This window comes from Pseudarthrobacter sp. AB1 (genome assembly GCF_014926485.1).
Taxonomy (GTDB): Bacteria; Actinomycetota; Actinomycetes; order Actinomycetales; family Micrococcaceae; genus Arthrobacter.
The window spans coordinates 39,475-53,353 of record NZ_PZKO01000013.1; the positions used below are offsets into that span (position 1 = coordinate 39,475).

Consider the following 13,879-nt stretch of genomic DNA (forward strand, 5'->3'; position numbering starts at 1 on the left):
ACGGACCTACTCCGCGGCGTGTGACAAGTTTCCTACCGCCCCCTGGCCTGTGGAATCGGCCGCGGCAGTACCGGCACGTGCTCCATCGTTGCGGGTCCACCTGAGGGTGACAGTGAAATTCGAGGTGGTGCTGGCGGCCGCGATGAACGCTCCGGCTTCGGCGTGCAGGTCCACGCCGAACTGAAGGCTCACCTCATCAGGTTTGTTCGGCAGGTTGATGAGCTCTTCGATGACCCCCTGGACGGCAGGCCGGATGTTGCTCAGGGCCCGTTCGAACGTTTGCTGGGCCCGCGCAAAAACACCCGAATGGCCGTCCCCGCCCCGGGTCACCAGCTTGCCTGTTGCGTCAGCAACTTCCAGGAGAACGCTGCCGCCGTCCTCGGTGGGGAATTCAACCAGCCGTGTCATGCCCGGACCGAACCTTTCCTCATCTGCAGGGCCAGCACCAGGAGGACACCGCCGCATGCCGCGAGCACCAGGCTCTGCAGCATGAACCCGAGGCCAATCACGGCCGACTCCTCCAATCCGATCCACGCCAGCGGCAGGGACCCGGCGGAGACAACCAGCACCCACCCCGGCACCCTGCGTCCTTCACCGCCGCGGATGGCCAAAACACCCGCCCAGATTCCAAAAATCGCATGGACAAAACCGCAGGCTATAGCAGCCCACTGGACCTCGGACCCAAAACCCAGGATCCCTATCAGCGCCACTGCTCCGATGGCCACAGCCAGCGCCACCCGGCCTGCCTCCGTTCGGACCGGAAGCCCGGACAACAGAAGCAGCACATAGCCCGCCGGCACCAGCACCGCGTAGACGAACTGGAGAGTCCCCGATCCGCCCGAATACCACCAGCCGTTTTCGTCATACCAAAGCAGGTAACTGAACAAATACGCGAGCAGTCCACCGGTGACCGCAAGGAGGGACCCTCCGATTCCGAGGAACCGGGGGTCCAGGCCCCGCGGTTCCGTGGGCGGTTGCGCATCCGGAACTGACGGATGTTCCGACGGCGGAACAGGAGACTGGCGGTCCGCACGGCTAACGGGCGGCGGGACCGGGTCCGCCGCGGCGGCAAGGTGGCCGCGCGCCGCCGTCGTCAGTTCTTCCGGGGCCGCTGCGGCCGGATCCAAAGCCTCCAGCTCCGCCGCGACGTCCAGGACTGCCTGCCAGTTGCCGCTCTCGGCATGGTAGTCGAGTTCGCCCTGCAGGTCGGCGGTCCGTTGGCGCCGCTCCGACTGTGCTTTGCGGGCTGAGGCGTCGGGGAACGCGGGGTCGCCTTGGAGCTTTGCAAATTCGCGGATGGCCGTGGACCAGTCCTGGGCGTGTTCGGCTTCACCGGCACGCCCGTAGGCTTCGGCACGCTCCTGGCGTTCCACGGCCGAGAGCCGGAGTGCCGCGGCATCGCGGTAATCGGGATCGAGTGTCAGCAGGTCATCAAAAAGCTCAATCGCCATGCCGTAGTGCTTTGCCCGCAGCTCTGCCGAGCCCTGCACGTAGAGGGCGCGCAGCTGTGCCTGCTGCGACCGGAGCCGGGCACGCTCACGGGCCTCCTCCTGCAGCCGGTCAGGAAGCGCGTCAAGCGTCTGTTGCTGGCCTGCTGTCTGCTCCTGGCCGTCCTGCTGGCGGACAGGCGGCGTGGGCGGGATCGACAGCGTGAAGAGCTGGGTGGACCCTCCCCTGACGTACAGTGCCGGCGTGACCCATTCCAGGGTGCCGTCCGGGCTGGCCATCACGGAAATGCGGCCGATCCTGGCTGCTTCGTCAACGCCCCGGCCGCTGGCGATGGCCGCGTAAAAGCCCTGCGCGAAGGCGATGGCGGCGCCGTCGCTGATGGCGAACTGCATGGCGGCCACCGCACTGACGCCGCTGCGGACCAGCGTGGATGCCGTGCCGGAGAAGAGGTCCTCCTGACCTGACTCACCGGAGGAGCACGAGTTCAGGACCACCAGCCGGGGGCGGGGTGCGGCAACACTGAGGAGGGCCATAAAGCGGATGGCCCGCACCATGGCGGCACGGCCGTCCGCCCCCACGAGGGCGATTCGTCCCTCGTCGCTGCGGGAATCGTAGTCCCCGTGGCCGATGAAGTGGACAACATGCCACGGCCCCGCCAGCAGGCTGGACTGGATGTCCTCCCACGTCCCGCCCGGCGCCCAGACCAGTTCGATCCGGCCCTCGGAGATCGGACCGGCCAGGGCGTCGGCGAGGTGCCGCTTTTCGGCCTCCCCGTCCAGCGACGGCAGGTCCCGCGGAGACGCCACCAGGCCAAGGATGCGCAGCGGTGGCACGATGTCCAGGGGTTTCAGGTGGTAGTCCGGTGCCGGGATGTGCCGCAGGAGCGGTTCGGTCTGGCACAGGTAGGTTTCCGTCTCCGGGTCAAAAAGCATCTCCCACGGCAGCGCCGCGAGTTCCGGCGCGGCAAGCCGCAGCACCACCCGCAGCGGCTGGCCACTGTGCTGCGCCGCGCCCAGGCTGGCACGGTAGGTGCCGTAGACCTCCCGTGTGAACAACGCCTGGAACAGCTGCTGGCCCACGCCGCGGACCGGAAGCTCTGCCACCGGGGTGGTCCGGCGTGCCGCCACCGCCGAGGCCAGGACGGTGGATTCCAGTTCGGTCCGGCGCTCAAGGATCTTCTCCACATCCAGCCGGAAGACACCGGAGGCGTTGCCTCCCGCCGGGGCCTGCACTACGCGTACGGAGTACTCACCCCGCTCCGAAGCGGCTGCGAGTTCCAGCTCGATGTCACCGTCCATGGCTACCTCTCCAGCGACCAGGAGGGCGTCCCCAGAAGGCGTCCGCCGCCGCGCTCTAAAAGGAACGGGGCCCACAACTACAGAGTGGCCCAGGGAACGGGAGTTCACAAGGGATCACACTGACCTGTCAAAGATGGCTGGTCGGCCATCTACCAGGTGGCTAGCCGAACAGCGCCGCCACCCGGGTCAGGGTCTGATAGATCCCGTAGGCCAGCGGGACCCCCACCAGCGCCCAGGCCAGCGCCAACATTCCGGTGGACGCTTTCACGGGCGCCTTCGCGCCGGGGGTGTGTGCAGTGCTCATTTCAGGCCTCCATGGCAGGTTCTTGGGACCGCCCGCGGTCGGGGCGGGGTTCGTGGAACTTCGCGTCCACCGGCTTCACCAACAGGTTCGCTATGAAGCCAATCACCAGCAGCGCCACCATGGTCAGCAGCGCGGGCTGGTAGGACACTGCCGTGAGCTGGCCGGGCTTGCCCTGGGCGTCCAGGAAAGCGTTGACGATCAACGGCCCGGCGATGCCGGCAGCGGACCAGGCGGTCAGGAGCCGGCCATGGATGGCACCCACCTGGAAGGTCCCGAAGAGGTCACGCAGGTAGGCGGGGACGGTGGCGAATCCGCCGCCGTAGAAGGAGATGATCACGAAGGCCAGCAGCACGTACAGCGCCGTGGTGGTGGATCCTGCGAGGGCCAGGACGGTGTACAGCACCGCGCCGACGCCCAGGTAGACCATGTAGATCCGCTTGCGTCCGGTGATGTCCGAGGTGGAGGACCAGGCGAAACGACCGGCCATGTTGCCGATCGACAGCAGTCCCACGAAGCCGGCGGCGACGGCGGCACTGACCAGGGAGACGCCGTCGGACTGGCGGAAGAAGTCCTGGATCATCGGGGCGGCCTGTTCAAGGATGCCGATCCCGGCGGTGACGTTGCAGAACAGCACGATCCAGACCAGCCAGAACTGCTTGGTCTTGATGGCGTTCTTGGCGGAGACGTTGTCCGTGGTGACGAGCACGGACTTCCTGACCTTCGAGGCGTCGAAGCCGGCCGGCTTCCAGCCGTCTGCGGGCACCTTGATGGTGAAGGCGCCGAACATCATGTAGGCCAGGTAGATGACCGCGAGGGTCAGGAAGAGCTTGCCGACGGAGTCGCCGCTGGCCACCCAGCCCTTGGCATCGGAGTTCGGGTCGTACATCTTCAACAGGGCCGTGGACACCGGGCTGGCGATCAGCGCGCCGCCGCCGAAGCCCATGATGGCCATGCCGGTGGCCAGGCCCGGGCGGTCCGGGAACCACTTGATCAGCGTGGACACCGGCGAGATGTAGCCGATGCCCAGGCCGATGCCGCCGATGAAGCCGTAGCCGAGGTAGACCAGCCACAACTGGCCGCTGAAGATGCCGAGCGAACCGATCAGGAAGCCGCTGGCCCAGAACACGGCTGAAGTGAACATCGCCTTGCGCGGGCCGTTCGTGTCCACCCACGTGCCCATGATCGCGGCCGAGAGGCCCAGCATCACGATGGCGATGGAGAAGATCACGCCGATTTCGGTCAGGCTGGCATCGAAGTGCTTGACCAGTGCCGTCTTGTACACGCTGGTCGCATAGGCCTGGCCGATGCAGAGGTGAACCGCCAGCGCCGCGGGCGGTACCAGCCAGCGGTTGAATCCCGGCGGGGCAATAGTTCGTTCACGGTCCAGCCAGCCCATATTTCTGCTCCCGTTGCTTGTCGAAGACGTCGGTGTCCAGCGATCTGGAGGCGAAGGACCCTCAAGACGGACCTTTACCTTGGGCAATCATGGTGCAAATCATAAGCAAACGTAGTATTAATGCGCCGAGCGGCAAGATATCCGCGACGAACGGCAAGTTTAGCCAGTCCGGGCGTGCACCTATTCCGGGGCCGCCCGCCCACCCAGTTGCCTGGCAATCTTCTCTTCCAGTGCCGCCACTGTGGCCTCGGGGAGGACGATCAGTCCATCCAGCTCCCGCCGGGCGCGCCTGTAGGCCGTCTGCCGTTCCGCCGGTGTGGCGGCATTGTCCAGGGCGAGGTTGAGCAGCTTCCTGGCCGTTGCCAGCCGCTGACGTTCGGGACCTGTGAAATTGCTGTCCTTGATCCGCTTGGCTTCGCGCTCTGCGACGTCGAATGCCAGCTCGAAGCCGTGGACGGCCGTCCGGTACTCAGCCAGCCGGGCCGCCGTCGTAATCTCCTCCGGCCTGGCCGGCCGCAAACCGTCCGCTGCTTTCTTCGCCCGGAGGAATGCGACGGTAAGGGGTTCCCGTACATCCGTCATGACCGGGAAGTCGATAAGTTTCCCCACGTCAAGCTCATAGTCCAGCCACCGCCGGTTCACGGCGTCGTGCGCTGCCATCAGGGCGGCGACCTGGGCCTGGCTGGCTTGTTCGGCCTGCACCGCCTGGTTCTTGAGCTTGTACAGCTCCAGACGGCGACGGTGCCGGCGTTCGCTGGCCTTGGACCACTGCCTTGCCCACCCTCCGGCCATTCCGCTGAGAGGGAAGACGAGCCACCAGTAGTGGCGAAGGAAGTCAAAGAATTGGTCCACGGACTCATCCTCCCACTGCCCCCGTTCCGCCGTACCGAAGAGGCGTGCCGCCGTCGCACTCTCCCGCGGCACTCGATTGCCCGGCTCAACCCGCCAGTTCGTTCAGGCGGGTCCGGAGGTAGCGCCGTTCGGCGTCGTTCTCCGTGAGGATCAACGCTTCCTCGAAGGCAACCCGGGCCTCGCCGGGACGGCCCAGCCAGGTCAGGAAGTCGGCGCGGGCCGCAGCCAGGTAGGGGTAGCGGGCCAGCTGGGGCTCGGCTCCGAGCGCATCCAGCTCCGCCAGTCCCTCCGCGGGTCCCACCGCGAAGCCGAGGGCTATGGCGCGGCTAAGTTGGACAACAGGCGAGGGCCGGGTGGCAGCAGGTGAAGATCAACCGCAGCCGGTCATCGGCAATGTCCTCCGAGTCCCGGCCCGGTTGGTCCTCCGCATACTACTCCGGGTCGAAAGGCTTGGGGAGCGCCCGCTGCGCCGTCGCGGCACGTCGATGCATATCCAGGGCCCGACGGCGGGCGGTCACCGTGAGCCACGCACCGGGGTTTTTCGGGATGCCGCGCGGACCCCACGTGGACAATGCACGCGCGTACGCGTCCTGGACGGCTTCCTCGGCGGTGTCGATATCGCCAGCGACACGCGGCGAGATCACCTCCCACCGCTTCTACTTTGACCAGGTGGAGTTCCTGTCGCAGGTCGGATTGATGCGCGAGCTGTCCACGCATTGACCGGTTGGTTGGCGAACCGCGAAAAAGAGATGCCGCGGATACCCTCTTGCAATGAAGGCATCCACGGCACACTTATTTACGGCGGGAGGTAGCACTAGCTCTCGCAGGCAACGCCGTCCTTGTCCCGGTCAAGCGCTGCCCGGTAGCCCGCCTGCCCGGAGTAGAGCGGCGCTGCCCCGGCCGCCTTGGCCTCAGCACAGCTGGCGAAGTAGGCCGAGGCCGGGGCTGGTGCCTGGACTACGGGTGCTGGCTTTACGGCCGTCTGCTGGGCCGCCTGCTGTGCCGCTGCCTCGGCTGCTTTCTGGGCTGCAACCTGCTGCGCGGCTGCCTGATCTGCCGCAGCCTTCTCAGCTGCAGCCCTGTCCGCCACAACCTTTGCCGCAGCAGCCGCCTCTGCCGCCACCTTGTCGGCGGCGGCTTTTTCAGCGGCAGCCTTTTCCGCCGCAGCCTTTTCAAGGTTCTTGACTCCGAGGTGCACCGTGGAGCCCTTTGCCACCTGCGCACCTTCCGTGGGGTCTTGGAACGTCACCTGCCAGTTCTTCTTTGAAAAGATCGTCTTGCCGTCGACGGTGTCCGCTGCCTCGACCTTGAACCCGAGATCTTCAAGTTGCTCCGTGGCCTTGTCCAGAGTCAGGCTCAGCACCCCTGGAACCGTGACAGCATCTGCAACGGCTGCAACAGCGGTTGCAGTCGATGACGCCTGCTTACCGCTGCATCCCGTCAGGATGAGGCCCGTCAGCACAACTAATGCCAGTGTCTTCTTCATTTTTCCCCCTTGGAAAATTTTCTAAATGGTCAAGTGATGGATTCGGCTAGCTCTCGCAGGCCACACCGTCGGAGTCGCGGTCCAACGCCGCCCTATAGCCGGCCTGTCCGGCATAGATCGGGGCGGCCCCGGCGGCCTTGGCGGCCGTGCAGTTGGCGTAGTAGACGGCGGCCGGAGCCGCCGGAACAGGTGCGGGTGCCGGAACAAAAGGCGCGGGAGCAACCGGGGCAGGGGCTGGCACCACGGCCGCCGGGGCAGGAGCGGGAGCGATCGGAGCAGCGGCCACCACCGGTGCCGGCTCAGGTGCGGGCGCCTTCGCCGCGACCGCTGGTGCCTGCTCGTTAGTTGGTGCGAGCTGGCCCGAGCAGTCGGCCAGGATTCTGGCCATCGCGTCGTGCTCCGCCTGGGTGACCCACAGGCTGTACGTTGCTTTCACCGAAATCTGGCGCGCCACGTATTCGCACCGGAAACCCTTGTTCGGAGGCAACCAGGTGGCTGCGTCGCCGTCGCCCTTTTTCATGTTCGTGGGACCGTCCGTGGACTGGAGGTTCAGGGGGTCATTGGCGAAGGCGGTCCGCTGGTCCGTGGTCAGCTGCTGCGCACCCTTCTGCCAGGCGTCGCTGAGGGCAACAACATGGTCGATCTGGACGGCGCTACTGGTGGCACTCCCCCGCAGGAAGCTGATAGTGGTACCCGTGTAGGGGTCCGCCAGAGTTCCGGACTGAACCTTGCAGGGCACGCTGTTGGTGTACGTGATCGCAGAGAGGTCGCGCTTGAGCATGTCATTCCGCGTGTCGCAGCCGTTGCGGTCGACGTCTGCCCAGGCCTGTCCAAAGAGCGCGCGGTCATATCCCGTCTTCGGCGCCCGGCCCTTGACGGGAAGGGTGGCCAGCAGGTCAATCGCCTTGGTAGCAAAGGCGGGCTGCGTCTTCGGAGCCGCTACGCCGTTCGCAACGAGACTCGGAGTCTCAGGATCGAGCGGGGCGCCGGCCGCCTGCGCGGATGGAGCGGACGACGGCGTCGGCGTCACTTTTGCGGATGCGCTCGCTGCTGCAGTTCCTGGCGAGGCATTCGAGTCCGAGGAGGCTGCCTGAAGATCCTCCGCGTTGGTCCGGGGCAACGCGACGGCGACGGCGATGAATAGAACGAAAGAGACCGCCAGGGCGATGCCCCCTGCCTTCCGCTTGGCAGGAAGCCACGCCCAGGAACGACGCCCGGTCACCAGGATGTAGAGGCCGGTAAGGGCTGCCGAGATAGCAAGGAAAACCAGAGCGCCCCCGAGACCGCCGCTGAAAGCACCAATCATCATGAAGAGGGCCGTGATGCCGCCGACTATGTACGTGGAAGCGCGTGGCCTGCGGGGCGGATTAGGCCCGGGCACAGGAGCAGACGATGCTGACCCGAAAAGGGTCTGATGATTCGACATTATTTCCCCAATAATAAAGGCCCGGCAATTAAGCACGGCCTTCTCTTTTGACACCTTGTGTCGATGCCGAGCCTATTTCTTGCTGCGCCCTTGGAACTGAATCTGCGAAGATCTTGGGACAACATTGATTGAGTCTTGAGCAAAAGTTGATGAAAAACGTCGCGATTTAACATTTCTATCGATTTGGGAGAACCGATATAGAGTTCTGGAATTTGCCTTCCGGAGAAGGCCGCACGTCGGACCACTCCCAGGCAATGTGACAACAGCTCCAGCAAATATCCGGATAAGCTGACGCAGCCCTAGACATGTGACCATTCAGTCACCTATTCTTGAACCGTGGACGCCGTATTCAAGGCCCTCGCCGACCCCACCCGCCGGGACCTGCTCGATGAGCTCTTCCGGGAAGACGGGCAGACCCTGCACGCACTCGAGGCCCGTTTCGAGATGACCCGCTACGGGGTCATGAAGCACCTCAAACTGCTGGAGGAAGCGGGCCTGGTGGTCACCCGCCGTCGGGGCCGGGAGAAACTCCATTTCCTCAATCCGGTGCCCATCCGCCTGGTCCACGACCGCTGGGTCAGCAAATATGCACAACCATGGGCCGCCGCCCTCAGCGACCTCAAAACCAGATTGGAACATCCCATGGAAAAGATCTTCGAAATCTACATCAAGACCACCCCGGAACGGCTCTGGGAAGCCATCACGGACAGCGAGATCCGCGGCAAGTACCAGTTCGCGAACACCGTCACGTCCGACTGGACTCCCGGGGGGCGCTTCGAGATGGGAAACCCGAAGGCCGGCGGCCTCCTGGGCGAAGGCGAAAACATCGAAGTCGACCCGCCGCGCAAGCTCGTCCAATCCATGACCGCACTCTGGGGCGAGGACGTCAAGGCCGAGGGCACCTCCCGCATCACCTGGGAGATCGAACCCGTAGGCGACTCCTGCCACCTCACCGTCACCCACGACCAACTCCGCGAAGGCGCCAACGACCAGCTCTACGGCGGCTGGCCCATGATCCTCTCCGGCCTCAAAACCTGGCTCGAAACCGGCGAAAAACTCACCACCCCGGGCTCCCTCATGTACACCTAAGACAAACCCTGGGGAGCCTCACCCAGCCAGGACTACGCCTTTTCGAAGGCGTCTGCGGACTCCTGCACAAAGCGGTGCACCCAGGCCTGAAGGGTGGTGGGCACCACTCCGTAGCGCGTGTTCAGTTCGGTCGCGTCGAGTCGTGAGTCGTAGGTCTCCAGCAGTGCGAGAAATCCGCTGAGCAGATCGGGCAGGCCGGGGACCGGTTGCCCCGGGGGAACGGTCTGCACCGGAATCCGCAGCCCGAGTTCGAGCTCGAATGCCGTCACCACATCACGCCAGGAGACGGGTTCCGGGCCCCCGATGACCAGCAGCTGGCCTTCCTGTTCCGGACGCTTCACTACGGCAAGCACGTACTGTGCGACATCGCGCATTGCCACCAGCGAATGGACCCGCCGCCCCTCCCCCACGAGAGTGACCGCCTGACCCGTCAGTGCCGGCACACCAACCACCATGACCGGCAATTTATCCATGAAGAGGTTGGGCTGAACAATTGTCCAGAACATTCCGCTGCTGCGAAGCAGCTGCTCGGTCTCGCCTTTGGCGGCCATGAAGGCGATAGGGCTGTCGGGACTGGCACCCAGGTTGGAGACGAAGACGAAGCGCCGTACGCCGGCGTCGACGGCCGCCTCGATCAGATTCCGGTTGCCAAGGCGATCCACCGAATCCACGGTATCGCTGCCTCCCCGGGCGGATGAGTTGGCTGTTGTAACTACCGTGTCGATCCCGGCGCAGGCAGCCAGAAGTGAGGGGGGTTCCTTCAGGTCACCGGTCACAGGTTCAGCGCCTGCGCTCACAATGGCGTCGTATGCCGAACGTTCGCGCACCAGGACGCGCACGTGGAATCCCTCATCAAGCAATGTTTGAGCTATGAGGCCACCTAGCTGTCCGGTGGCCCCCACGACAAGAATCATAATGTTTCCTTCTCCCTGGATTCGGGAGTTTTGCCCACCACCCGGCTCACTGCTGCGTCCACGTCGCCGCTGACGTCCTCCACCGGCTCAAGGTAGAACCTGGCGGAGGAAATGAGCCCGTCAGTAATGAAGAAGATGACCACACCCCGCATCAGGAACGGGGCGCCATCGCTTCGTGTCCCGGACATCTCCCACTCTGTCCACAGGGAGTCGCCCTGCCCCCCGGTGCTGTGCACCCGTGCGCGGATATCCGGAACCTGGGAAAAGATCTCAGTCCAGTTTCGACGCACTTGATTCCGTCCGCGGAAACCCCGCTGAGGGTGGGCAGGAGTCTCATTGACGTAATCGTCGGCGAAGCATGCCACGAGATCGTCCAGTTTGTGGGTGTTTATTGAGCGAAGCAAGCGCTCCGGCATTTTTCCGGCGGCATCTGCTGTGGTGATCATTCCAACTCCTCGAATGATTCTGATACAGTGCTCTGTATCTGATACTTCAGCATGGAACGAATAATGGCAAACGTCAAGAGCAAACGTCGCTACGACTCCAGCGGCCGGTTGGAACAGGCCCGACGCAACAGGGAGGCCATCCTTCAGGCAGCCGAGCGGCAGTTCCGCGAACTCGGGTACGCGGGCGCTACATTAGCCGCCATGGCCGCAGAGGCCGGCGTTTCAGTCGAGACGGTTTACAAGGCGTTCGGCGGCAAGGCGGGTTTGGTCCGCTCCATCTATGAGCGGGGCCTGGCCGGTTCCGGACCCGTCCCCGCCTACGAGCGTTCCGACGACATGCGCGAACACGAGAGCGATCCAAAGACCGTCATGCGTGAGTGGGGCCTCCTCACGGCCGAAGTAGCTGCACTGGTCACGCCGATCCGGTTGCTAATGCGCTCGGCCGCCATCAACGATCAGGAAATGGCAAGCCTGCTCGATGAGATCGACGGCGAGCGCCTCAAACGGATGCGGCACCACACCCGGTACCTCAAGGACCGCGGCTACCTCCGCGAGGGCGTCATCGAGGACGAGGCGACCGACATACTCTGGGTCTGCAGCTCAGCGGAGCTCTACGAACTGTTGGTGATGAAGCGAGGCTGGTCCCTACCACGGTTTGCACAGTACGTCACCCGCTTCATGGTCGTCTCCCTGCTCCCCGAGCGGCACCAATGAAGACTGCAGCAGCCACGGAAATCCCTCGTTGGACAACTTCCTCCAGGAGCAGATCGACACCCTCGAGATCCCTGGCGGGTCTCTAGTTCACACTGGACGACAGCCGCTCACCCTTGCATGGTGGCCGGATTTCATCTACCGGCGCGCAGACGGACCCGCACAAACACCCGCCCCTCCGTCCAGCTGACCTAAGGCCTGCCGGGAGCGGGCAATCCTCAGGCGGCGAAAATAATAAGTGCGCTTACGGATTGGGATCTAGACTTAATTATGGACACTATCCCGGCGGTTTTTCTCGTCATTGGGGCAGCGTTCGCCTGGCTGGGCGTGGCGCTAGTCGTCATTCTCCGCTCTCGGCGACGGCGGTATGCATCGAGGCCGATACATCCAACGCAACCGATGGACCAGGCCCACGCCCGGACCGGCATTCGCACGCGCCGTCTCCGCCGGATCGCGGACCAGAAAACTGGAAGCCCGGTGACACGACGCGGCCTGAGAGTCAGGAAGGTCCGCCACTAAAGGCTTCCCACGATAACCGCCACTGGCACTGGCCGTGTCCGCTCCGCCCTCGTGGCGACCGTCGGCACCCGCCCAAGCGCCGCCGCCGTCGTCGTTCTACGGCAGTTCTCCGCCGCTTCAGGACACGCGGCGGAATTCCCCTGGCCGGAGTTGGACATGGATGGGCAGCACCAGCTGGATGTGGGTGTCGCCGATGGGCTTGTCGAGCAGCTCGTTGATGGAGGTCTGCCCTTCCAACTCGCTGTGCTGGTTTTTGCCCATATATCGAGCATATGTGCGCCACGGCGGGAGTTGATCCTAGGACACGGCGGAGCTATGGCCGAACCAAAGCACTGCGGAGCCCTTGGGCGAGGAGCCGCCGTATCACGCACAGGTTTTCGTCCTCACTCATCACCCACGCGAGCCCCTGGAGATGCAGGGCGGCACCACGTTCAACTTCGTGACCGACGGGATCGAATCGGGCTGATGGACGAACTGCGGCTCCACATCTCGCCCATGATCCTGGGAGCGGGCGAACGGCTGCTCGACGGCGTCGGGAACGTCTCGCTTGAGCCGACGGAAGTGAGCGGCACCGGCCTCGTGACGCACGTGCGGTATCGAGTGGTCCGCTGAAAGGCCGCCGCAACCTTGGACAGAGCGGCCTCTCGCAACCGTCTTAGCCCAGGACGGCCCATCCCCGCGGCGGCACGAGGACGGCGTCCGCACCGACATCGACGGTCGCCTGTCCGGCGACGACGAAGGTGGCTCCTGCGGCGCTGATCCGCTGGGTGTCGTGCGAGAGGTTCAGTGCGACCACGAGCGCATCTGCGTCAACGGCGATGCGGTATGCGAGCACCTCGTTGGAGAGCTGGAGGACGTCCGTGGTGGCACGGTGCAGCCATGGGTTCCGTCTGCGCACCCCAATGAGCTCCTGGTGCACAGCGAAGATGGGTCCTCCCAGGGCCGAGAGCTGGTCGGGGGAGGACGGAAAGAGCGGCCTCACGTCGTCGTCGCCCCCTGCCCTGTCCTCCTTGACGCCCCGGTAGCCTTGCTCGTCGCCGTAGTAGATGGACGGCGTTCCGCCAACCGTGAGCAGGACGACGACGGCGTGCGGCACCAGTGCTGCGTCGGTGAGCTTGCTCGCGATCCGGGTGACGTCGTGGTTGCCGATGAAGGTGAGCGGTGCGTAGGAGCCCAGGAGTGCGTTGTGTCGTTCGAACGCGGCTGCGAGTTCGAAGAAGTTCGCGTCGTTGAGCGAACTCCAGACGGCCTTCCAGAGCTCGTATTGCGTGGCGGAATCGAGTCCGCCGGACCGGACCTCCGCTGCATAGTCGCCGTGGATGTACTCGCCCACGAAGTACGCGTCAGGATGGGATGACCGGACGCGCTCGGTGACCGGGGCCCAGAACGACGACGGGACAGCATAGGCGGCGTCGAGTCGCCAGCCGTCCGCACCCCGGCGCAGCCAGTGCTCCATGACCTCTACAACGAAATCGGCGACAGCTGGCTCGTCATGGTTGAGCGCCACGAGGTGATGGTGGCCTTCGAAGTCGCGGTACGCGGGTTCGACGCCGGGAGCAGTACCGTCGGGCCACTCCAGCGAGAACCACGAGGCGGTGTCCGCCTCCGGCCCGCGTACGAGGACATTTTGGAACGGCGCAAAGGAGCGCCCGGTGTGGTTGAAGACGCCGTCGAGCAGTATGCGCAGTCCGCGGCGGTGTGCCTCTGCCACCAGGGTGTCGAAGTCCTGCTCGGATCCGAGCCTGGGATCGATCCGGAAATAATCCGTGGTGTCGTACCCGTGCGTCTCCGACGCGAAGATGGGGCCGAGGGCCAGCCCCGACGCCCCGAGTTCCACCGCGTAATCCAGCCACAGGACAAGATCCAGCAACCGGTGGTCGGCGGCGGGTTCCGGCGTTGCGGTCTTCTCCGCGCCCACGAAGCCGAGGGGATAGACCTGCCACCAGATGGCGTGCTGGACCCAGTGAGGTTCGTTCATGGCGCTGATGC

16 protein-coding genes and 1 pseudogene are annotated in these 13,879 nt (G+C 64.8%); 4 read left to right on the forward strand and 13 right to left on the reverse strand.

Features of this window, described 5'->3' with window-relative positions; translation table 11 throughout:
- Positions 1–6 precede the first annotated feature (6 nt).
- The 7 genes from DAD99_RS03925 to DAD99_RS21500 all read right to left on the reverse strand — a co-directional run bounded on the left by DAD99_RS03925 (position 7) and on the right by DAD99_RS21500 (position 5,871).
- Positions 7–408 (reverse strand): CU044_2847 family protein, encoded by a 402-nt coding sequence (locus DAD99_RS03925; RefSeq protein ID WP_185262756.1) that lies wholly within the window; start codon positions 406–408, stop codon positions 7–9.
- A complete protein-coding gene (locus DAD99_RS03930) occupies positions 405–2,747 on the reverse strand; it encodes a CHAT domain-containing protein (protein WP_193340434.1) in 2,343 nt (780 codons plus the stop codon). Before DAD99_RS03930 ends, DAD99_RS03925 begins: the two co-directional genes overlap by 4 nt.
- Positions 2,748–2,907: 160 nt before the next feature.
- Complete coding sequence (locus tag DAD99_RS03935) at positions 2,908–3,051, reverse strand: hypothetical protein (protein WP_185263886.1); 144 nt, start codon at positions 3,049–3,051, stop codon at positions 2,908–2,910.
- A gap of 1 nt (position 3,052) precedes the next feature.
- Positions 3,053–4,447, reverse strand: a complete 1,395-nt coding sequence (locus DAD99_RS03940) for an OFA family MFS transporter (protein WP_193340435.1) — start codon at positions 4,445–4,447, stop codon at positions 3,053–3,055.
- 180 nt (positions 4,448–4,627) lie between these two features.
- Complete coding sequence (locus DAD99_RS03945) at positions 4,628–5,299, reverse strand: hypothetical protein (protein WP_193340436.1); 672 nt, start codon at positions 5,297–5,299, stop codon at positions 4,628–4,630.
- 85 nt (positions 5,300–5,384) lie between these two features.
- Positions 5,385–5,600, reverse strand: a complete 216-nt coding sequence (locus tag DAD99_RS21495) for a hypothetical protein (RefSeq protein WP_227007633.1) — start codon at positions 5,598–5,600, stop codon at positions 5,385–5,387.
- Between the two features lie 130 nt (positions 5,601–5,730).
- Positions 5,731–5,871 carry a hypothetical protein gene (locus DAD99_RS21500; RefSeq protein ID WP_255527425.1) on the reverse strand — a complete coding sequence of 47 codons (141 nt, stop codon included), beginning with the start codon at positions 5,869–5,871 and terminating at the stop codon, positions 5,731–5,733.
- Here DAD99_RS21500 and DAD99_RS21505 point away from each other — a divergent pair.
- Positions 5,864–6,019, forward strand: a complete 156-nt coding sequence (locus DAD99_RS21505; protein WP_227007664.1) for a hypothetical protein — start codon at positions 5,864–5,866, stop codon at positions 6,017–6,019. The two genes, DAD99_RS21500 and DAD99_RS21505, sit on opposite strands and share 8 nt — an antisense overlap.
- A 94-nt stretch (positions 6,020–6,113) precedes the next feature.
- On the opposite strand, the gene DAD99_RS03960 is transcribed toward DAD99_RS21505, so the two are convergent.
- Together DAD99_RS03960 and DAD99_RS03965 are read right to left on the reverse strand one after the other, a co-directional pair.
- Entirely contained in the window at positions 6,114–6,785 is a 672-nt protein-coding gene (locus DAD99_RS03960) for an excalibur calcium-binding domain-containing protein (RefSeq protein ID WP_193340437.1), read from the reverse strand.
- Between the two features lie 46 nt (positions 6,786–6,831).
- On the reverse strand, positions 6,832–8,094 hold the full coding sequence (locus tag DAD99_RS03965) for a DUF1524 domain-containing protein (RefSeq protein ID WP_227007634.1): 1,263 nt from the start codon (positions 8,092–8,094) through the stop codon (positions 6,832–6,834).
- A gap of 453 nt (positions 8,095–8,547) precedes the next feature.
- Between DAD99_RS03965 and DAD99_RS03970 the strand changes: the two genes are divergently transcribed.
- Positions 8,548–9,300 carry a metalloregulator ArsR/SmtB family transcription factor gene (locus DAD99_RS03970; protein ID WP_193340439.1) on the forward strand — a complete coding sequence of 251 codons (753 nt, stop codon included), beginning with the start codon at positions 8,548–8,550 and terminating at the stop codon, positions 9,298–9,300.
- Positions 9,301–9,332: 32 nt separating this feature from the next.
- Here the strand turns inward: DAD99_RS03970 and DAD99_RS03975 are convergent, their stop codons facing one another.
- Together DAD99_RS03975 and DAD99_RS03980 are read right to left on the reverse strand one after the other, a co-directional pair.
- Positions 9,333–10,214 (reverse strand): SDR family oxidoreductase, encoded by an 882-nt coding sequence (locus DAD99_RS03975; protein WP_193340440.1) that lies wholly within the window; start codon positions 10,212–10,214, stop codon positions 9,333–9,335.
- Positions 10,211–10,660, reverse strand: coding sequence for a nuclear transport factor 2 family protein (locus DAD99_RS03980; protein ID WP_193340441.1), 450 nt, complete (start codon positions 10,658–10,660; stop codon positions 10,211–10,213). Before DAD99_RS03980 ends, DAD99_RS03975 begins: the two co-directional genes overlap by 4 nt.
- A gap of 63 nt (positions 10,661–10,723) precedes the next feature.
- Here DAD99_RS03980 and DAD99_RS03985 point away from each other — a divergent pair, with 63 nt between their 5' ends.
- Positions 10,724–11,374, forward strand: coding sequence for a TetR/AcrR family transcriptional regulator (locus DAD99_RS03985; protein ID WP_193340442.1), 651 nt, complete (start codon positions 10,724–10,726; stop codon positions 11,372–11,374).
- Positions 11,375–12,007: 633 nt separating this feature from the next.
- Here the strand turns inward: DAD99_RS03985 and DAD99_RS03990 are convergent.
- A complete protein-coding gene (locus DAD99_RS03990) occupies positions 12,008–12,151 on the reverse strand; it encodes a hypothetical protein (protein WP_156380336.1) in 144 nt (47 codons plus the stop codon).
- A gap of 85 nt (positions 12,152–12,236) precedes the next feature.
- Between DAD99_RS03990 and DAD99_RS03995 the strand changes: the two are divergent.
- Positions 12,237–12,502, forward strand: a pseudogene (locus tag DAD99_RS03995) (dihydrofolate reductase family protein); the annotation flags it as partial.
- 43 nt (positions 12,503–12,545) lie between these two features.
- Here DAD99_RS03995 and DAD99_RS04000 read toward each other — a convergent pair.
- On the reverse strand, positions 12,546–13,868 hold the full coding sequence (locus DAD99_RS04000) for an alpha-amylase family protein (protein WP_193340443.1): 1,323 nt from the start codon (positions 13,866–13,868) through the stop codon (positions 12,546–12,548).
- Between the last annotated feature and the right edge of the window lie 11 nt (positions 13,869–13,879).